General features: G+C 67.5%; 24 protein-coding genes. 19 read left to right on the plus strand and 5 right to left on the minus strand.

Annotated features, from left to right (window positions below; all coding sequences use genetic code 11):
* Positions 1-84 precede the first annotated feature (84 nt).
* From SD37_RS11615 to SD37_RS11645, 7 genes are all read left to right on the plus strand, one after another.
* A complete protein-coding gene (locus SD37_RS11615; RefSeq protein WP_044851578.1) occupies positions 85-330 on the plus strand; it encodes a hypothetical protein in 246 nt (81 codons plus the stop codon).
* Entirely contained in the window at positions 327-1181 is an 855-nt protein-coding gene (locus SD37_RS11620) for a hypothetical protein (protein WP_044851577.1), read from the plus strand. The genes SD37_RS11615 and SD37_RS11620 overlap by 4 nt, the downstream gene beginning before the upstream one ends.
* Positions 1182-1281: 100 nt before the next feature.
* Positions 1282-1947 carry a hypothetical protein gene (locus SD37_RS11625; RefSeq protein WP_044851576.1) on the plus strand — a complete coding sequence of 222 codons (666 nt, stop codon included), beginning with the start codon at positions 1282-1284 and terminating at the stop codon, positions 1945-1947.
* On the plus strand, positions 1947-2504 hold the full coding sequence (locus tag SD37_RS11630) for a hypothetical protein (protein ID WP_052674952.1): 558 nt from the start codon (positions 1947-1949) through the stop codon (positions 2502-2504). Before SD37_RS11625 ends, SD37_RS11630 begins: the two co-directional genes overlap by 1 nt.
* Entirely contained in the window at positions 2501-2764 is a 264-nt protein-coding gene (locus SD37_RS11635) for a hypothetical protein (RefSeq protein WP_044851575.1), read from the plus strand. The genes SD37_RS11630 and SD37_RS11635 overlap by 4 nt, the downstream gene beginning before the upstream one ends.
* The gene (locus tag SD37_RS11640; protein ID WP_145926607.1) at positions 2718-3392 is read left to right on the plus strand and encodes a hypothetical protein; all 675 of its coding nucleotides are present in this window, start codon (positions 2718-2720) and stop codon (positions 3390-3392) included. The genes SD37_RS11635 and SD37_RS11640 overlap by 47 nt, the downstream gene beginning before the upstream one ends.
* Before the next feature lie 75 nt (positions 3393-3467).
* Complete coding sequence (locus SD37_RS11645; RefSeq protein ID WP_044851573.1) at positions 3468-3662, plus strand: hypothetical protein; 195 nt, start codon at positions 3468-3470, stop codon at positions 3660-3662.
* Positions 3663-3919: 257 nt separating this feature from the next.
* On the opposite strand, the gene SD37_RS42630 is transcribed toward SD37_RS11645, so the two are convergent.
* The 5 genes from SD37_RS42630 to SD37_RS11675 form a co-directional block, all read right to left on the minus strand.
* On the minus strand, positions 3920-4447 hold the full coding sequence (locus tag SD37_RS42630; protein ID WP_145926608.1) for a hypothetical protein: 528 nt from the start codon (positions 4445-4447) through the stop codon (positions 3920-3922).
* Positions 4448-4568: 121 nt separating this feature from the next.
* Complete coding sequence (locus SD37_RS11660; protein WP_044851570.1) at positions 4569-5363, minus strand: hypothetical protein; 795 nt, start codon at positions 5361-5363, stop codon at positions 4569-4571.
* A gap of 47 nt (positions 5364-5410) precedes the next feature.
* The gene (locus SD37_RS11665) at positions 5411-5824 is read right to left on the minus strand and encodes a hypothetical protein (RefSeq protein ID WP_044851569.1); all 414 of its coding nucleotides are present in this window, start codon (positions 5822-5824) and stop codon (positions 5411-5413) included.
* Positions 5825-5913: 89 nt separating this feature from the next.
* Positions 5914-6255 carry a DUF6011 domain-containing protein gene (locus SD37_RS11670; protein ID WP_044851568.1) on the minus strand — a complete coding sequence of 114 codons (342 nt, stop codon included), beginning with the start codon at positions 6253-6255 and terminating at the stop codon, positions 5914-5916.
* A 128-nt stretch (positions 6256-6383) separates the two neighbouring features.
* Entirely contained in the window at positions 6384-6563 is a 180-nt protein-coding gene (locus SD37_RS11675) for a hypothetical protein (RefSeq protein WP_044851567.1), read from the minus strand.
* A gap of 126 nt (positions 6564-6689) precedes the next feature.
* Between SD37_RS11675 and SD37_RS11680 the strand changes: the two genes are divergently transcribed.
* The 12 genes from SD37_RS11680 (at position 6690) to SD37_RS11730 (ending at position 15920) form a co-directional block, all read left to right on the plus strand.
* On the plus strand, positions 6690-6887 hold the full coding sequence (locus tag SD37_RS11680) for a hypothetical protein (RefSeq protein WP_044851566.1): 198 nt from the start codon (positions 6690-6692) through the stop codon (positions 6885-6887).
* Between the two features lie 138 nt (positions 6888-7025).
* Positions 7026-7628: a hypothetical protein gene (locus SD37_RS42635; protein ID WP_145926609.1), complete on the plus strand. Its 603-nt coding sequence runs from the start codon at positions 7026-7028 to the stop codon at positions 7626-7628.
* A gap of 20 nt (positions 7629-7648) precedes the next feature.
* Complete coding sequence (locus tag SD37_RS11685; RefSeq protein ID WP_145926610.1) at positions 7649-7855, plus strand: hypothetical protein; 207 nt, start codon at positions 7649-7651, stop codon at positions 7853-7855.
* Positions 7852-8085: a hypothetical protein gene (locus SD37_RS11690; protein WP_044851564.1), complete on the plus strand. Its 234-nt coding sequence runs from the start codon at positions 7852-7854 to the stop codon at positions 8083-8085. Before SD37_RS11685 ends, SD37_RS11690 begins: the two co-directional genes overlap by 4 nt.
* Before the next feature lie 266 nt (positions 8086-8351).
* Positions 8352-8918 carry a hypothetical protein gene (locus SD37_RS11695; protein ID WP_145926611.1) on the plus strand — a complete coding sequence of 189 codons (567 nt, stop codon included), beginning with the start codon at positions 8352-8354 and terminating at the stop codon, positions 8916-8918.
* 672 nt (positions 8919-9590) lie between these two features.
* A complete protein-coding gene (locus SD37_RS11700) occupies positions 9591-10004 on the plus strand; it encodes a hypothetical protein (protein WP_052674951.1) in 414 nt (137 codons plus the stop codon).
* Positions 10001-11503: a hypothetical protein gene (locus SD37_RS11705; RefSeq protein WP_044851561.1), complete on the plus strand. Its 1503-nt coding sequence runs from the start codon at positions 10001-10003 to the stop codon at positions 11501-11503. The genes SD37_RS11700 and SD37_RS11705 overlap by 4 nt, the downstream gene beginning before the upstream one ends.
* 8 nt (positions 11504-11511) lie before the next feature.
* Positions 11512-11742 carry a hypothetical protein gene (locus SD37_RS11710; protein WP_044851560.1) on the plus strand — a complete coding sequence of 77 codons (231 nt, stop codon included), beginning with the start codon at positions 11512-11514 and terminating at the stop codon, positions 11740-11742.
* A complete protein-coding gene (locus tag SD37_RS11715) occupies positions 11742-13127 on the plus strand; it encodes a phage portal protein (RefSeq protein ID WP_044851559.1) in 1386 nt (461 codons plus the stop codon). The genes SD37_RS11710 and SD37_RS11715 overlap by 1 nt, the downstream gene beginning before the upstream one ends.
* Positions 13120-14211, plus strand: coding sequence for an HK97 family phage prohead protease (locus SD37_RS11720; protein ID WP_052674950.1), 1092 nt, complete (start codon positions 13120-13122; stop codon positions 14209-14211). The genes SD37_RS11715 and SD37_RS11720 overlap by 8 nt, the downstream gene beginning before the upstream one ends.
* 1 nt (position 14212) lies before the next feature.
* On the plus strand, positions 14213-15439 hold the full coding sequence (locus SD37_RS11725; RefSeq protein WP_044851558.1) for a phage major capsid protein: 1227 nt from the start codon (positions 14213-14215) through the stop codon (positions 15437-15439).
* A gap of 70 nt (positions 15440-15509) precedes the next feature.
* Positions 15510-15920 (plus strand): hypothetical protein, encoded by a 411-nt coding sequence (locus SD37_RS11730; RefSeq protein WP_044851557.1) that lies wholly within the window; start codon positions 15510-15512, stop codon positions 15918-15920.
* Positions 15921-15924: the final 4 nt, after the last annotated feature.

The following is a 15924-nucleotide window of genomic DNA, read 5'->3' on the forward strand; positions in this document are numbered from 1 at the left end:
CGCGCCGACCGTCGCCTGCCCGCGCTGCCAACGAGTCAGCTGCATCTGCGCCAAGACCACCACGACCACGACCGGAGGCAGCAAATGAGCAACCCGACCGTGATCCACCCGCACGACCGGCCTGACGACCTGGCCATCCTCATGCCGACCTCCGGCTACACCGTGCAGTACGTCGATGGCGAACGCGGCGAGGTCACCCACCTTGACCGCGTCGCCCCCGAGTCCCTCGCCCGCACCGGCCGCCGCGAACTCCGGCTCATGGAGACCCTGCTCAAGGAAGCCCTCGCGAACGTTCAGGACGCGTGGCTGATCAAGGAGGGTGGACAGTGAGCAACGAGTACCACGGCCGCTACCTCACCCCGCCCGGCGGCTGGACGCTCGGCCCCGCCGAGGAACCGCCGGCGTCGATCCCCGCCCGCCCCTACGCCGACGAGACGAACTCCCAGCCTGGGAGAAACTTGGAGCAACTGGGAGTTGAGCCCAACCCGCTGGTGCGCAATCGTCCACCGGAGCCGGTCGTCGATTTCAGCAAGCCAGGGTTCGGGCTCGTCAGCATTGAGGAAGCTCGAAGCTGGGGGATCGAGCCACCGCCCGCCGTCGTGCTGGCCGACCAGCTGGCCCGGCTCGGCGCCCGGCTCGACGACGCCGACTTCACCGCGGCCGCCGACAGCGTCCGGCCAGAACTCGCGGCCGCGATCCGGGCCGCCGCCGAGGAAAGCGCCATCGAGGTCATAGCCACCACAGCGCCCCCGCGCGCCGAGCCGGTCACGCTCGACGACATCGTCGAGATGATGAACCGGATCAGCCTCGACACCTGCCCGATGACGGAGCGGATCAAGCTCACCCGCGAGCAGATGGACGCGCTGCCGAAAGCGTGGCCGCCTCGGTACACCAACGGCATGATCGTCAACCTGTTCGACGTGCCGGTCGAGCTGGTCGAGACCGTCGAAGAATCCACGCCCTACCAGTGGCAGCACGCCCAGCCGGGCCCGCTCAGGTTCGACCGCGACCTGTCCGACGACGAACTCGCCGAGCTGCGCCGCCGGTTCGAGGAGGCGTGCACGGACACCCGCCTGCGAGTGGTGGTCGACCCGCCCGTCATAAGTCGACGGACGATCGTCGAAAAACGACCGTCGATCGTCGGGCGGATCTGGCACGTCCTCAGGCGGTGGGGCCGATGACCACGACGCCGGAACTCACCAGCGGCGCCGTCGTTACCGCCGTGCTCGTCGCGCTGACGCTCCTTGCGCTGATCGCCTTCATCTACCGGGAGCGTGCCAAATGACGGACGACCGATTCGATCACTGCCTGGTGTGCGAGAAGCCGTCAACCCGCTACGGCTGTTCGGACTGCCGGAACCGCGTCGGCCAGATGCTACGAGACCTCGAGCTGTACACCACGGAGTTCCTGCCGCTGATGACCCAGCCCGCCCGCGGCCAGACCGGACGCATGTCCCCGGGCTACGGCTCCCGCTCGCCGGCGCGCGACGACGTCCTGACCGCGCTGGATCCGCGGTCCCGGCCGGGTGATGTTGACGAGGACGGCGAGGCGATTCTCCGTTCGCCGGATGATGCGGGGTCGTGGCCGCGGTCGTTGACGTCGTCGGCGGTGACGATCGCGAAGTGGATCGCGGAGGAGCGGGACGAACTCCGACCAAGATCGTTTGGCGGGGCGTTGGACTACATCCGCAACCTCCTGTGGTGGTTAGCCGGACGCTCGGATTTCGACGAGCTGTTCGACGACGTCGCCGAGCTCCACCGGCAGGCCCGCGAACTGTCCGGCGACCGACCCCAGAAGCCGTTGGGGGAGTGCCTGAACGTCACCTGCGACGGCACCGTCCGGTGGGGCGGGCCCGGGAAACCGGCGCAGTGTGGGGTGTGCCGCAGGACGTACGACGGCCTGGATTGGGTGAGGTTGGCCGTCGCGAACAACTTGGAGGTCGCGTGATGAGCTGCAGCGTGGACGGTTGCGCCCAGAAGCACCGGTGCAAGGGCTACTGCGCGGTCCACTACGAGCGGGTGCGCAAGACCGGCAGCGTCGCGGACCCGCCGTCGCCGAAGGACGGCTGCTCGATCGATGGATGCAAGCGTCCGCACCGCGCGCGCGGCTGGTGCGCCCTGCACTACTACCGCTGGAAGCGCCTCGGCGACGCCAACTGGCAGCCGACCCAGCGCACAGACATCACCTACTCGGCTGCGCATCTCCGCGTGATCGCCGCGCGCGGCCGCGCCGACGCGCATGCGTGCCTCGACTGCGGAAGCCCGGCGGCCGAGTGGTCCTACACCCACCGTGACCCGAACGAGCTGTACGCGCCCGACGGCAGGCCCTACAGCCTCGACATCCAGCAGTACGAACCCCGGTGCCGGAATTGCCACCGCAACCTCGATGCCGCGAAGACGCCGGAGTGCTCGAAGGACGCCTGCACTGATCCGGCGAAGGCGCGCGGCCTTTGCAACAAGCACTACCAGCGGGCGCGCCTTTCCCGCGTGACGGCGGTGCTGTGAACCGCGTCCCCGCCAAGCTCGTCCTCCACCTGCTCAACCAGGAGGCCGACAAGCGCGGCGATGACCGGCTCCGTCTGAAGTCCGCGACGTTGCGTTCGTGGGTCCACCGGCGACACATCACCCGAGGGAGTGGCGGCTACGACCTCGCGGAGATCCTCCGCTACCTGGAACAGCGGGACCGGCGCGCGGACACCGTGTCCGCGGAGCGCGACCGTGCCGCACCTCCCGAACCCGGCCAGACATGGCCAGCCGAATCCTGAAAGGAAAGCCATGCCCATCCGTTACTTCACCGAGCGACCGCCGATCATCCAAGGGCTCGAATGGACCGGCAGCAACTTCCCCGAAGTAGCAGCTTTCGCGAGCTACTGGGGCTTCACCGCCGTCGACAACGGCGATGGCACTATCACCACCTCCGGCCCGATCTGCAACGGCACAAATCTCGCCGCCGGCGCCTGGCTGATCCCCAACCGCGCGAACGCCCAGACCGCAGCCGACGTGCAGAACCAATTTCAGGAACTCCCGACGGACGGCCCATTCGAGTACACGCTCACCGAGGAGACGACCAACCCCATGACCGGCTACGTACGCAAGTCGACCACGTTCGACGAACTGCATCTGACCCCCTCGACGACACCGCAGGAGGTCCGCGCCTTCTTCGGCGAGTCCTACGACTCGATCCGGTTCTCGCTCAACTTCGTCGGCCGGGATGAGGCCGGAAACTTCGTCGTCATCCTGAACGGTCGCGAGATCCCCGGCGACGGACAGGAAGAGGTGTACGGCAATCCTGGCGGATTTTTCCGCGTCGAGCGCCGGGGCGACGGCAAGACCGTCGGTCTCACGTGGGCACCTGAGGCGCTCGCCGCGGACCCGCTGTTCGAGCAGGCATGACGACGCCGTCCTGCCGTCCTGCCGTCTGGACCCTTCGGAATAGGTGAGGGGAGACACCCTACGGAAGGACACGCCATGCAGCTCGAACACGAACTCGAACTGATCGCCACCATCGAACGGATCACCCAGGCCGACACGGATCGCGACCTCGAAGGCGTCGACCGTACCGACCCGATCGCGGTCAGCGATGCGCTCGGCCACGGCGAACGGTTCCGTGACGCCGGCGTCGTGTACGCCCGGTTCGTCGCTGGTGCCTGGCACGCGGTGTAGCCCGCATGACGAAGGCCCCGGCGTGATGCCGGGGCCTTCTGCCGGGGCAGAGCCCGGGTGTTGCAGACGGTTCGAGCCTAGTTCATACGGCCGCGTGCCTCCAAAATGTTGGCCTCACGCGCTTCCTGGTCCTCGGTGTCCGAGCCGTACGCCCGCCTCTCGATGGTCTCCTCGACCACCTCGTCCAGCTCACGATCCAACTGGGCGGCCGGTTTCCCATACTCAGGATTCCGAGAGAACGGGAACAGCTCAGTGCTTCAACCTTGCTGGATACGGTCCGCGACACCGGTGATCGCCTCGCCGAGCGCGCCGATCGCTTGCATGACCTGATCCGCCAGAGACTCGACCTGACCAGCCGCCCCCTGAATCTCCGACAGCCCGGCGTGGTTGCCGAGCAACATTGCGGCCATCTGAACTTTCCCCTCCACGTCGGCCTTAAGCTCCGCCAGCATGCTTCTCGCATGTTCCAAGCTGGCGAGGTTGCGCAGTTCCGCGGCCTTCTCCTGGATGGACACTGTTCCTCCTGTTGTTGCGGGCGGCCATTCGTCGCCTGCCGGGTGTTTCTGGCCGATGGCTTCGTCCCGTGCGGGTTCGCGGTCTCCGTCGTCCCGCCAGCTGCTGAGCGCGTTTGTCAGCAGCTGCTCTACGGCGTCGCCGGGGACGTCGAGGTTGCCGCCGTCGCCAAGAAGGGACAGCAAAACGTCGTCGTACTCGACCTCACCGAGCGTGTTCAGGAACTGGTCGACGTCGTCGATCTCCCCATCATCGGGGTCGCGTGAAGGCATGGTGCATCCAATGTGGAGAGTCGGCGAACGCCGCGAATGATCCTGACGGGATCGGAGCCATCGTCAGCGGGGTCTCGATTCCCCGGACACCGCGCGGGGGAGGGGCGCGCGGTGTTTCGGCTCAGCGGTTGGGGGTCGCCTCGTCGGGCGGTTCGTTCATCACGCGCCAGAGTGCGACGTCCTCTTCGGACGCACCGTGCACGTCGAGGTCGTCACAGTCTCCGGTGCAGTGGTACCGCAACCAGGTCTCCCGGTCCTCTGCGTTGAGCACACCGATCAGCGCTTCCACCTCTCGGCAGCCGAGTCCGCTGACGATGCCTTCGGCGAGGTAGCCGTCCGCGAACACCTCGCGGAACACGACCAGCGCCTCGGCCGCCGCGCACGTCTTGCACAGCGGGCCGCCGAACTCGTCGGCCGGGAGGCGATCGTGGGCCTCGGTGACCAGCTCGCGGACCGCGTCGAGCGGGTCGTCATCCTCGGCGGCGGTGGGAGTCTCCTCGGGCGCGTCGAGTGCGAGCAGCGCCTCGCCGAGCCGGTCGGCCAGGGGAGCGGGTTCGAGGCTGCGCACCGCATCGCTGCCCGTGGCGGGCACCTGCGTCCTGGCCGTGTACGAGCGGAGGCTGGTGTACAGCTGCCCCGCCTCGGACTGCAACCACGCCTCGGCGGCGGCCTCGTCGTCGAAGTACCGGGTGAACACGCGCGGTTCGTCCCACTCGTCGAACTCGGTCGGGACCTTCTGCACGAACTCCAGGGCGTACTGAGCGTCCCGGATGATCGCGTGGTCGGGGAAGGCGTCGATGGTGCCGTCCTCGAACTCGACGCGGGTGTAGCCCTCGCCTCCGCTGGGGCCGAGCACGGTGACCCGGCTCTGGGCCGAGTCGAGCAGGTAGCGGATGTCGATCGTGGCGTCGGACAAAGTACTTCCCCTGTCTGGTGTGGATGGTGGGTGAGGGCCGTTCAAGATCAACGCCACTGGGCGACACCCGCACCACAACACCGACAACCCTTCCCGTGCGCCGCGCCAGCACGACCCGACTTCTCCCTGAGCAACCCGAGATACCGCGACCACTGGTCCAGTGCCTGGCCGTGCAGCCGGTCCCGCAACACCCGAACCGCGATCGCCGTGCGCGGCGCCTCAACGTCCAGCAGCAACGCGAACTCCAGAAGACGGCCGAGCATCAGCGCGTCGTCGCCCTCGATGCCACGCTCGACGTCCTCGGCGATCGCGTGGCCGTGCAGCTCCTCCAAGGCGGTGGCGCGGATGTCCTCCAGTTCGTGGATTCGGTGAGCGGACCAGCCTTCGCGCTGGGCCATGGCGATCTCGCCGACCAGCGCGGCGGCACGGTGAGTGAGGACGTAGAGGTCGAGTGTGGACATAGTGGATCTCCAATCGAAATATCTTGCGCGGAAGGTACTTCCGGTCGGGTCGGTGTCGACCAAGATCGACACCGACCAAGATCGACAACTCAGGCGGCGGTCACGAGCTGGGCGGCGATGCGGTGGTAGCAGGTGCTGACGCCCCGCAGCCCGGCCTTGCAGGTGCAGGCCTGCGCGGCGGTCAGGTACCGGTCGGTGCCGTTGGAGGCCACGACCTCGAACACACGGTTCCGGCCGTTGCGCCGGAGGACCAGGCCGCCGTCGGCGATCAGCTCGACCGCCTTCTCGACCTGGGCGGGCTTGTGGGCGGCGACCTTCGCGGCGGCGGCGATCCGGGCGCCGCAGGTGCGGCCGTAGCCGCGGGCGATGGAGGCGGCGGAGCGGAGGGTCCGACCGCAGCGGGTGCACCGGGTGGTGGTGGTGCTGGTCATCGGGGCCTCCGTCTTTCGGTGTGTAGATACACGATAGCAAGGATGTGTAGATACACGCAAGAGGCGTGAATGTATCTACATGGTTACGGCCTGGGTGATGCCCCCGGCCGAAGCCGGGGGCGAGGTGATCAGTGGCCGTAGTGGCCGAGGAAGTGCTCCATGGAGCCGAACTCCTTGGCGATCCGGGCGACCACCTTGTCCCTTGGGGCGTGGGCGGCGCCGACGATTCCCATGTCCCGGACCAGGACGTCCCGCATGTCGTCCAGTGCGGCGGTGGTGATCTCGGGGGTGGTGGTCTGCTCGGTCATTTCGTCTCCCTCACTCTGTGCTCCGTGTAGATACACAGTAGCATCGCAGTGTAGATACACGCAAGAGGGAATGTAGATACACGGCAAAACCCCTGCTAGCCTCCGTGTGCGTACACAGGAGGAGCCATGACCAAGGACACCCACACCCGCGCGATCCCCATCCGGATCCCGCCCGAACGCTGGAAACGCTTCGAGGAAACCGCCGGTGCCCGCAACCGCTCCGCGGTGATCAACAACTTCATCGCCTGGCACAACCGCGAACCCGGCGCCGAGTTTCCCGAACGCCCGCCGGCGCCGCCCGTGGAGGACGGCGGCGCCGATTGATCTTGTGGGTGTCGATCTTGAACGACACCTAATCGATCTTGAACGGATGATCTTGAACGACAGGAGACCGACCATGCCCGACCTCGACGACCCGCACGTGGCACTCGACTTCAGCGCCGCGGGTAAGGGGATGGAAACGTGAGGCCGGAACGTCGCAGCTTCAAGAATGTCAGGAAGTCGACGTGGGCGATCTTGGTCACCGTCGCCTTCGTGCTGGGAGTGATCTGGCTCCTGCATCGATGGCTCAACGTCAACGACTGGGCTGGGTTGGGACAATGGTTCGGTGGGCTCGGCGCACTGGTTGCTGCGTGGGTGGCACTTCGAATTGCCAGTGATGAGCGGCGACGCGAACGAAGCCAGGAGATTGAGCGGCTTAAAGTGCAAGCCTTCTACGTCACCAGTATCGTCACTGGAGGTACCTACGAGGGAGTGAAGGTAGTAATTCGAAATGCCTCAACTGAGCCGGTCGTAAATGTTTCGATCATTACGTTTCATCTCCGTACCAACACGCAGACCGTACTCGAAGAATGGGTGCCGAATGAAGTAATTCGACTCGTGCTGCTGCCCGAGGAAAAATGGAATTGCTTGTTGAATTCCCCGAGGTTGGACCTCCCAGTCCTCGATGAGGTGAGTCGGCTGACCTCGCTGGCGCCTCAGGCTGAGATCGAGTTCGAAGATCTCAACGGCACCGTCTGGCGACGTATCGGGGATCAGCCGCCGTTCGTGCACAAGTCCGCGTGACGATGGCGCACACTGTCCACATGAACCAGCCGACGAACCGGCCGTTCGCCCTCGGCGGCCTGATCACCAACACCAGTGTCGACGCCGACCACCCGCCACCCGGGCTCGACTTCAGCTGTACCCAGTACATCCCCGAGCGCGACGGCGCGCTGAAGAACGCCGAGCAGACCACGCAGTTCCGGCCCCTGCTCGAAGCGATCAACCGCGTCGCCCACGACCGGCCATGACGCGACGAGAGCGCTTCGAGACCGGCCAGCGCTTCCGCAGCGTCTTCGGCGGGATCCTCACCATCACGGCCGACTGGCACTATCCGCCCACCGTGGAGGAGAAGGTCCAGGCCGACGCGAAGGGGCTGCTGTTCTACACGGTGACCTATGAGGACGGCCATCAAGGAGTCCTCGAACACGGCGTCATCGAGAACACCTGCACGCCCCTGCCAGGCGACGCGGGCCCGTGACAGGCACCTGGTGATTGCCCCTGATCAACAGCTGTGCAACGCTATTCCCAGGCGTGAGCTATGCCCGCCCCACGATCACCAACAAATAGCGCCGTAACCCGGGATCGGCTCCGGGACCGCGACCCCGCCAGGCCACCTGCCCGGCGGGGTCGCCTCATTCCCGGGACTGCCCGACGGAGCCGGGTAGCGCCGTCGGTCCAGGCCCGTTCACAGGCAGGACGCGGGCGGCACACCTTCGACATCGACCGAGCGAGGTGCGAGCCGCCATGCCCATGCCCACGAGCAACAGCCCCGTGATCGAGGACATCGACGAGTTCGCCCGCCTGGCCGGGCTGCACCTGGACGAACAGCAGGCCGCGGTACTCCGGGAAGCGCTGCGCATCGACCCCGAGACGGGTAAATGGCAGTGCCCCACGTGGACACCGCCGACCCCGGGCCAGACAGACGACCTCGTCGCCACGCGCGTGCTCCTCGGCTTCCTGATCCTCGACGAGAACGTCATGTGGTCCGCACAGCACCGGGCCACGCTCCTCGACGCCTTCCACCGCCTGGTGAACTGCATCAACAGGTTGGGCACGGCCAACGGGCCGAGCGAGTTCGACCTCGGCCACAACATCAGGATCAAGGCCCGGCGGACCAACGGCGAAGAGCAGCTCGAACGCCTCGACACCGGCACACGGATCCGGTTCATCAGCCGCCGCTACCGCGGTGCCGGGCGTGGCTGCCGCGCCGACCTCCTGATCATCGACGACCCGGACTTCCGACGGCGGGAGCAAGACCTCGCGCCGGCGACGGCGTCGCGACCGAACCCGCAGATCGTCATCGTCGAGTAGGACCGCCCGATGGCAGGCAGCGGCAGCAGCACCGACCGCGGCTACGGCTACCGACACCGACGCCTCCGCGCCGAACTCCAGCAGCTCATCGACGCCGGGGGAGTCAACTGCTGGAGGTGCCGCCAACCCATCCACCCCGGTACCCCCTGGGACCTGGGCCACGACGACGACGATCGCAGCATCTACCGAGGACCAGAGCACCAAGGCTGCAACCGAGGATCAGCAGCGATCCGAGGCAACCGCGCCCGCGCCCGTACACAGAACTCGCGCGACTGGCTGAGCTAACGGGGAAACCCGGGGGACAGCACCACACCCCGGCCCCACCCGGGCCAGGCACACCAGACCTCGACAGCGACCAAGGCAGCGCGGCACCCGGCACGGGGCACACCGGGCAGCCCCACCCCCGACGCCCCACCCCACCCACCACCCCCACACCAGGTAGCCAGCACGGCAGGCACCCGAGGCCATCGGTCACCTCAACCAACACACCGCGAAGATCACAACACGACGCGGTGACCAGCACAAACACGATCCACTCACCCCGCCAGGGCCCGGGGGGAGGGGGCACCACGGGCGCGCGGCCCCCCAGAGACCCCGAGCCCTTAGTCGACTTTTTTCTCCCGGCAAAAGTCTTAAGCCAGCAAGCCAGGAGGCCAGCGGGGAGGTGCGGTCATGGAGCGCACCTGCGAGCAGTGCGGCGAGACGATCCCGCCGCAGCAGGGGTCGGCGCGGCCGCGGAAGTTCTGCACGACGTGCCGGCCGCCGAGGAACCGTCCGAACCCTCGGGTGATCGACCTGAAGGCGTCGCCGGAGGCTCCGGAGGCGCCGCGGCGGCCCGTGAGTGGCCTGGTGGCGTCCTACCGGCGCCAGTTGGAGACCGTGGAGCGTCTGGACACGCCGGAAGGCGCGCACGTGATGCATCTGGCCGAGCTTTTCGTCTCCGGGAACCACACGGCGGCCGGTGCGGCGTCGCTGTCGAAGGAGTTGCGGGCGGCGATGGAGGAGGCGGTGAAGGGCGCGCCGAAGCAGGCTGACCGGCTCGACGAGCTGGCGGCGCGGCGGGTGCAGAAGGCATCGGGCGCGTGATCGACCCGGCGTACTTCTGGGTGCCGCCGAGGCTCGGTTCGTACGGTGACGAGGCGATCGACCTTGCTGCCGAGGCTGGGCGGGAGCTGGATCCGGAGCAGGAGCGCGCGGTTGACGCGATGTTGTCCTTCGGGCCGGGCGGGAACTGGGCGGCGCTGGAGTCGGCGATCGTCGAGGCCCGCCAGAACGGCAAGACCGACGGCGTGCTGTTACCGGTGGTGCTGTTCGACCTGTTCCTGATGCGGCCGGACCGGATCGTCTGGACGGCGCACAGGTTCCGGACTGCGCGGGATTCGTTCGACGCGATCTGCACCTGCATCGAGACGACGTCGATCCTGTCGAGCCGGGTCAAGAAGATCTCCTACTCACACGGCGAAGAGGCGATCGAGCTGCACAACGGGGCGCTGCTGGAGTTCCTGGCACGGAGCCAGGGCGGCGGCCGCGGCCTGAAGGGGAAACGGGTCGTCATGGACGAGGCGCTGATCCTGAGCGCCGACTCGATGGGCACCCTGATGCCGACGCTGTCGACCCGGTCGGACGCTCAGATCAGCTACGGGTCGAGCGCGGGCAAGGAAACCTCGACGCACCTGCACAACCTGAAGGTCCGCGGGCGCGCCGGCGGCGATCCGTCGCTGGTGTGGGTGGAGTTCTGCGCGCCGCACGGCTGGGAGGACCCTCCGTGTGCATTGGGGAAGAAGTGCCCGCACACCGTCGGCACCCTCGATTGTGCGCTGGACAACGAAGAGTTCTGGGCGCAGGCGAACCACACGCTCGGCAAGCGGATCACCCACGACTACGTGAGGGCCGAGCGGCGGGCTCTCCCGCCGAGGGAGTTCGGTCGGGAGCGGTTGGGGTGGCACGAGTCGCTCGTCGGCGGCACGAAGCCGATCAGCGACAAGCAGTGGACGGACCTGATCGACATCAAGTCGAGCCCGGTCGACCCGGTGGCGATTGGGATCGAGGTCAACAACGATCGCTCCAGCTCGGCGATCAGCGTGGTCGGGCGCCGCGACGACGGGCTCCTTCATCTGGAGGTCATCAAGTCGGCGCCGGGCGTGTCGTGGGTCCCTGGCGACGTGGTCACGTTGAAGGAAAAGTGGAACCCCTGCGTGTTCGTGATCGACGACCGCAGCGAGGCAGCGTCGCTGCTGCCGGACCTCAAGGAGCTGGGCTTCAAGGTCCGCGATCGGGATCCGGAGAAAGAGCCCGAGCCGGACGAACTCATCGTCACGACCTGGGCGAGCGACCTCGCCAGGGCGTGCGGATCGCTCTACGACGCCGTGACGGACACGAAGACCGCGCGGCACCTGAACCAGCCGGAGCTGAACGACTCGGTGAAGGGCGCGGCGTGGCGACCGCTGGGGGACGCGCGGGCCTGGTCCCGCAAGAACGCGCTGACGAATCCGGCGCCGTTGATCTCGGTGACGTTGGCGCTGCACGGGTTTCTGACCTACGGGCCGCCGCCGGCCACACAGGAGTTCTTCGGAGCCTGGCGATAGGAGACGAGATGACAGCCATCCTCGACCGGGTGCCCGTCGACGAGATCACCGCGGAGGCGCGGCAGATCCAGTTCGGCAAGACGGTGCTGCTCGGCGTCGCCGCAGTCCTGTTCGGACTGGGCTGGGTCGTCGGGAAGACGTTCGTGGTGCTGTGGCGGGCGTTCGCATGGTCTGCGACCGCGGTGAAGGTCGGTTGGCGTGAGGCGCAGGGCTCGCGCCGGTCTGGCGGCAGTGCCTGATGGGGCTGCTCGACAAGATCGACGACGCGCGCGGCGCGCGGCGCAAGGACTGGGCGGGTGAGCCGCCCTTTTGGGAGCTGGACGCCGCCCGCTACGGGCTGTACGGCTCGACGTCGCCGACCCGCGAGCGGATCGAGAACGACTACGAGTCTTACGTTTCGGGCGCCTACAAGGGCAATGGTGTGGTGTTCGCCGCGATCGATCGCCGCCAGCAGGTGTTTTCGCAGGCGTCGTTCGCGTGGCGCCGGAAGGTGAACGGCCGCCCGGGTGATCTGTTCGGGTCGCCGGAACTCGGCCTTCTGGAGAATCCGTGGCCGAACGGGACGACCGGGGAACTGCTGGCGCACATGGAGCAGGACGCGTCGCTCGCCGGGCAGTTCTACGCGACCACTGTGGACGATGCGGGGCACATCGGCCGGAACGCCACCGGTCCAGGGCGCCGGATTTCCCGGATGCGGCCGGATTGGGTGACGCTGGTCATCGACGCTCCGTCCGGGAACCCGTACAACGTGGACGCTCGCGTCGTGGGGTTTCTTTATGAGCCGCGGGTTTCCGGCGGCGGGTACTCGGACCCGTTGCTGCTGTTGCCGGGCGAGGTGTGCCACTACTCGCCGACGCCGGACCCGGTCGCCCGGTTCCGTGGCATGTCGTGGCTGACCCCGGTGATCCGGGAGATCATGGCCGACAACGCGGCCACCAAGCACAAGCTGAAGTACTTCGAGAACGGCGCCACGCCGGGCATGGTGGTGTCCGGCATCCCTGCGGTGAGCAAGACCCAGTTCGACGAGATCGTCGACATGATGGAGGCGCGGCACCGCGGTGCCGGGAACGCCTACAAGACGCTGTACCTGACGGCGGGTGCGGACGCGAAGGCCCTCGGTTCCGACCTGCGCCAGTTGGACTTCAAAGTCACGCAGGGCGCCGGTGAAACCCGGTTGGCGACTGCGGCGGGCATCCCGGCGAGCATCCTCGGGATCTCCGAGGGGTTGCAGGGTTCCAGCCTGAACGCGGGCAACTTCGGGGCGGCGCGGCGCCTGTTCGTCGACTCGACGATGCGGGACCTGTGGTCGAAGGCGGCGCCGTCCCTCCAGACCCTGGTGACTCCGCCGCAGGGCGCGGGCCTCTGGTACGACGCGCGGGACATCCCGTTCCTGCGCGAGGACGCGAAAGACGACGCCGAGATCCGCGCGCAGGACGCGCTCGCCCTGCGGACGCTGCTGGACGCGGGATACGAGCCCGACGCGGCGATCCAGTACCTGATCACCGGCGATCTGAACGTCCTTACCGGACGGCACAGCGGTTTGTTCAGCGTCCAGCTTCAGGCGCCTGGTCAAGGAATGCCGACGTTGCCTGCGGCATCGAACGGAAGGGTGAGCGATGCATAAGAACCTGTCCCGGGTCCAGATCAAGTCGGCGGACAAAGGGCAGGTCTCGGCCGTGTTCGCCACGTTCAACGTGGTCGACAAGGACGGCGACGTCACGCTGCCCGGTGCGTTCGAGGACGGCGCCGAAGTCCTGATCTCCTCGTACCAGCACACGTCGTGGCAGGGCGCGCTCCCGGTCGGGAAGGGCGTCATCCGCACCACGGACAAGGAAGCCATCCTCGAAGGCCAGTTCTTCATGGACACCACCGCCGGGCGCGACACCTTCGAGGTGGTCAAGCAAATCGGTGCCCGTCAGGAGTGGTCGTACGGATTCGACGTCATCGACGCCGAGTCCGGCATGTTCGACGGCCAAGACGTGATGCTCCTGAAAAAGCTGAAGACGCACGAGGTTTCGCCGGTCCTGGTCGGCGCCGGCGTGAACACCCGAACCCTGGCAGTGAAATCCCAGAAGGAGGCGGCGCGCGTGAACCCTGCGACCGCATACAACGCAGCGATCCGTCCCCACGAGACTCGCGTCACCACCAAGCGGTGGAACGGCGCGGAGGTCGTCGCTGAACTCCCCGGCGACGCGACGATCGACGATCTGCGGGCGGTCCACGCCTATGTGGATCCGTCCAAGGATCCGACCCAGAAAACCGCCTATCGCTTCCCGCACCACCACGGCGTCGGTGGTGAGGCGAACCTCCGGGCGTGCCTCATCGGCATCGCCGTGCTGAACGGCGCGAAGGGCGACCACGGCCTCTCCGATCCTGAGCGGAAGGCCGTCTACGACCACCTGGCACAGCACCTGATCGACGCGGACCGTGATGTCCCGGAACTCAAGGCCGAGCTGGGTGGAGCACTGAAGTACCACGAAGAGGCGGCGGACGTCATGGCGCGTCTGGACAGCCTCATCGAGCGCACGTCGGAAGTCATGGCTCTCCGCCGTAGCAAGGGCAAGGCCCTCGCCGCACCCTCGATCGACCTCCTGGAGTGGATCTACGAGGACACGCGGACCCTGCGGTCCCTGCTCGACACCCCACAAGAGGACGCGCACCGCGAATTCGCGCGGTTCATCGCGGCCAACCTGACCACTGGAGAGTGACATGAGTTTCCCCGCACTGGCGGAGGTCGAGGGCAAGCTCGCCGACCGCCGTAAGAAGCTGGCCACCATCTTCGACGAGGCCGGTCCCGAGATCGACCTCACCAAGGTGAAGGCCGTCAAGGGCACCACGCACGACATCGCGGCCGCGATCCGCGAGCTGAACAGCGAGATGGAGGATCTCGGCAAGGAGCGCGACAACCTCGTTGTCGTGCAGAAGGCCGCGGACCGCGCCAAGCAGGCTCCAGGCTCCGGCGGCGCGGAGCCGGGCGCCGAGAACGGCGACATCCCCTCGCCGCGGCGCGAGAAGAGCATCGGCGAGCTGTTCACCGCCTCCGACGCCTACAAGCTCAAGCAGGGCCGCATCGGTCCGGAGGCCACGCTCGACGTGCACCTCAAGACCCTGATGTCGACCTCGGCGGGCTGGACGCCCGAGGTGACCCGCACCGGCACGGTGGTGCCGTACGCGACCCGCCCGATCCAGGTCGCGGACCTGATCCCGCAGACGGAGACCTCGCAGTCCGCCGTGCAGTACATGGAAGAGACCACCTTCAACAACGCGGCGCAGGAGACCGCGGAGGGTGGTACCTACCAGGAGGCGGCGCTCGCGCTGACCGAGCAGAGTTCCCTCGTCCGGAAGATCGCGGTGTTCCTCCCGGTCACCGACGAGCAGCTGGAGGACGAGCCGCAGGCCCGCGGTTACGTCGAGAACCGCCTGCCGTTCATGATCCGGCAGCGGCTCGACTCGCAGATCCTCGTAGGGAACGGCACCGCGCCCAACCTGCGCGGCCTTCTGAACATCGCCGGCATCCAGACCCAGGCCAAGGGCGCCGACCCGGTTCCGGACGCCGTCTACAAGGGCATCGTGAAGGTGGAGACGATCGGCCAGGCCATGGCCAACGCCGTCGTCTTCAACCCGACCGACTGGCAGTCCGTGCGGCTGCTGCGTACCGCCGACGGGCTCTACATCTGGGGCAACCCGTCCGACGCCGGTCCTGAGCGGATCTGGGGTCTCCAGGTCGTTCGGGCCCAGGCGAACCCCGCCGGAGCCGCCGTCGTGGGTGACTACCAGAACTTCATCGAGCTGGCGGTCCGCCGCGGCATCGACGTTCAGGTCAGCAACTCGCACTCGACCTACTTCGTCGAGGGCAAGCAGGCGATCCGCGCGGACATCCGCGCGGCGCTGGTGGTGTACAGGCCGGCCGCGTTCTGCACCGTCACCGGTCTCTGATCGACCCGGACCGGCCCGCCCCCTCGGCGGGCCGGTCCCGGCTTTTCGTACGTTCAGAAAGGAACGGTCCATGCCTGTCATCGAGGGCACCACACGGATCAAGGAAGCGTCCGGCGAGTACGACTTCGCGGTCGACGGCGGCGCGGTCTCCACCATCACCCTGCGCTCGGCGGGCGGTGCGTCGCTGGGCAACGTCATCCCGGCCGGTTCGGTCATCGTCGGCGGCTATCTCGAAGTCGACACCGCCGTCGCCTCCGGCGGCGCGGCGACGCTCGCCGTCAACTCCGAGGGCGCGGGCGACCTCGTCGCCGGAACGGTGGTGAGCGGCGCGCCCTGGTCGACCACCGGCCGCAAGTCGCTCACCCCGGCCTTCACCGGCGCCAGCAGCGTGAAGACCACCGCGGCGCGCAGCATCACCGTCACGCCCGCCGTCGCCGCCCTCACCGCGGGCAAGTTCCGCGTCGTCGTCTTCTACCGGTAGGAGC

Source organism: Amycolatopsis orientalis (assembly GCF_000943515.2).
Lineage (GTDB): Bacteria > Actinomycetota > Actinomycetes > Mycobacteriales > Pseudonocardiaceae > Amycolatopsis > Amycolatopsis orientalis.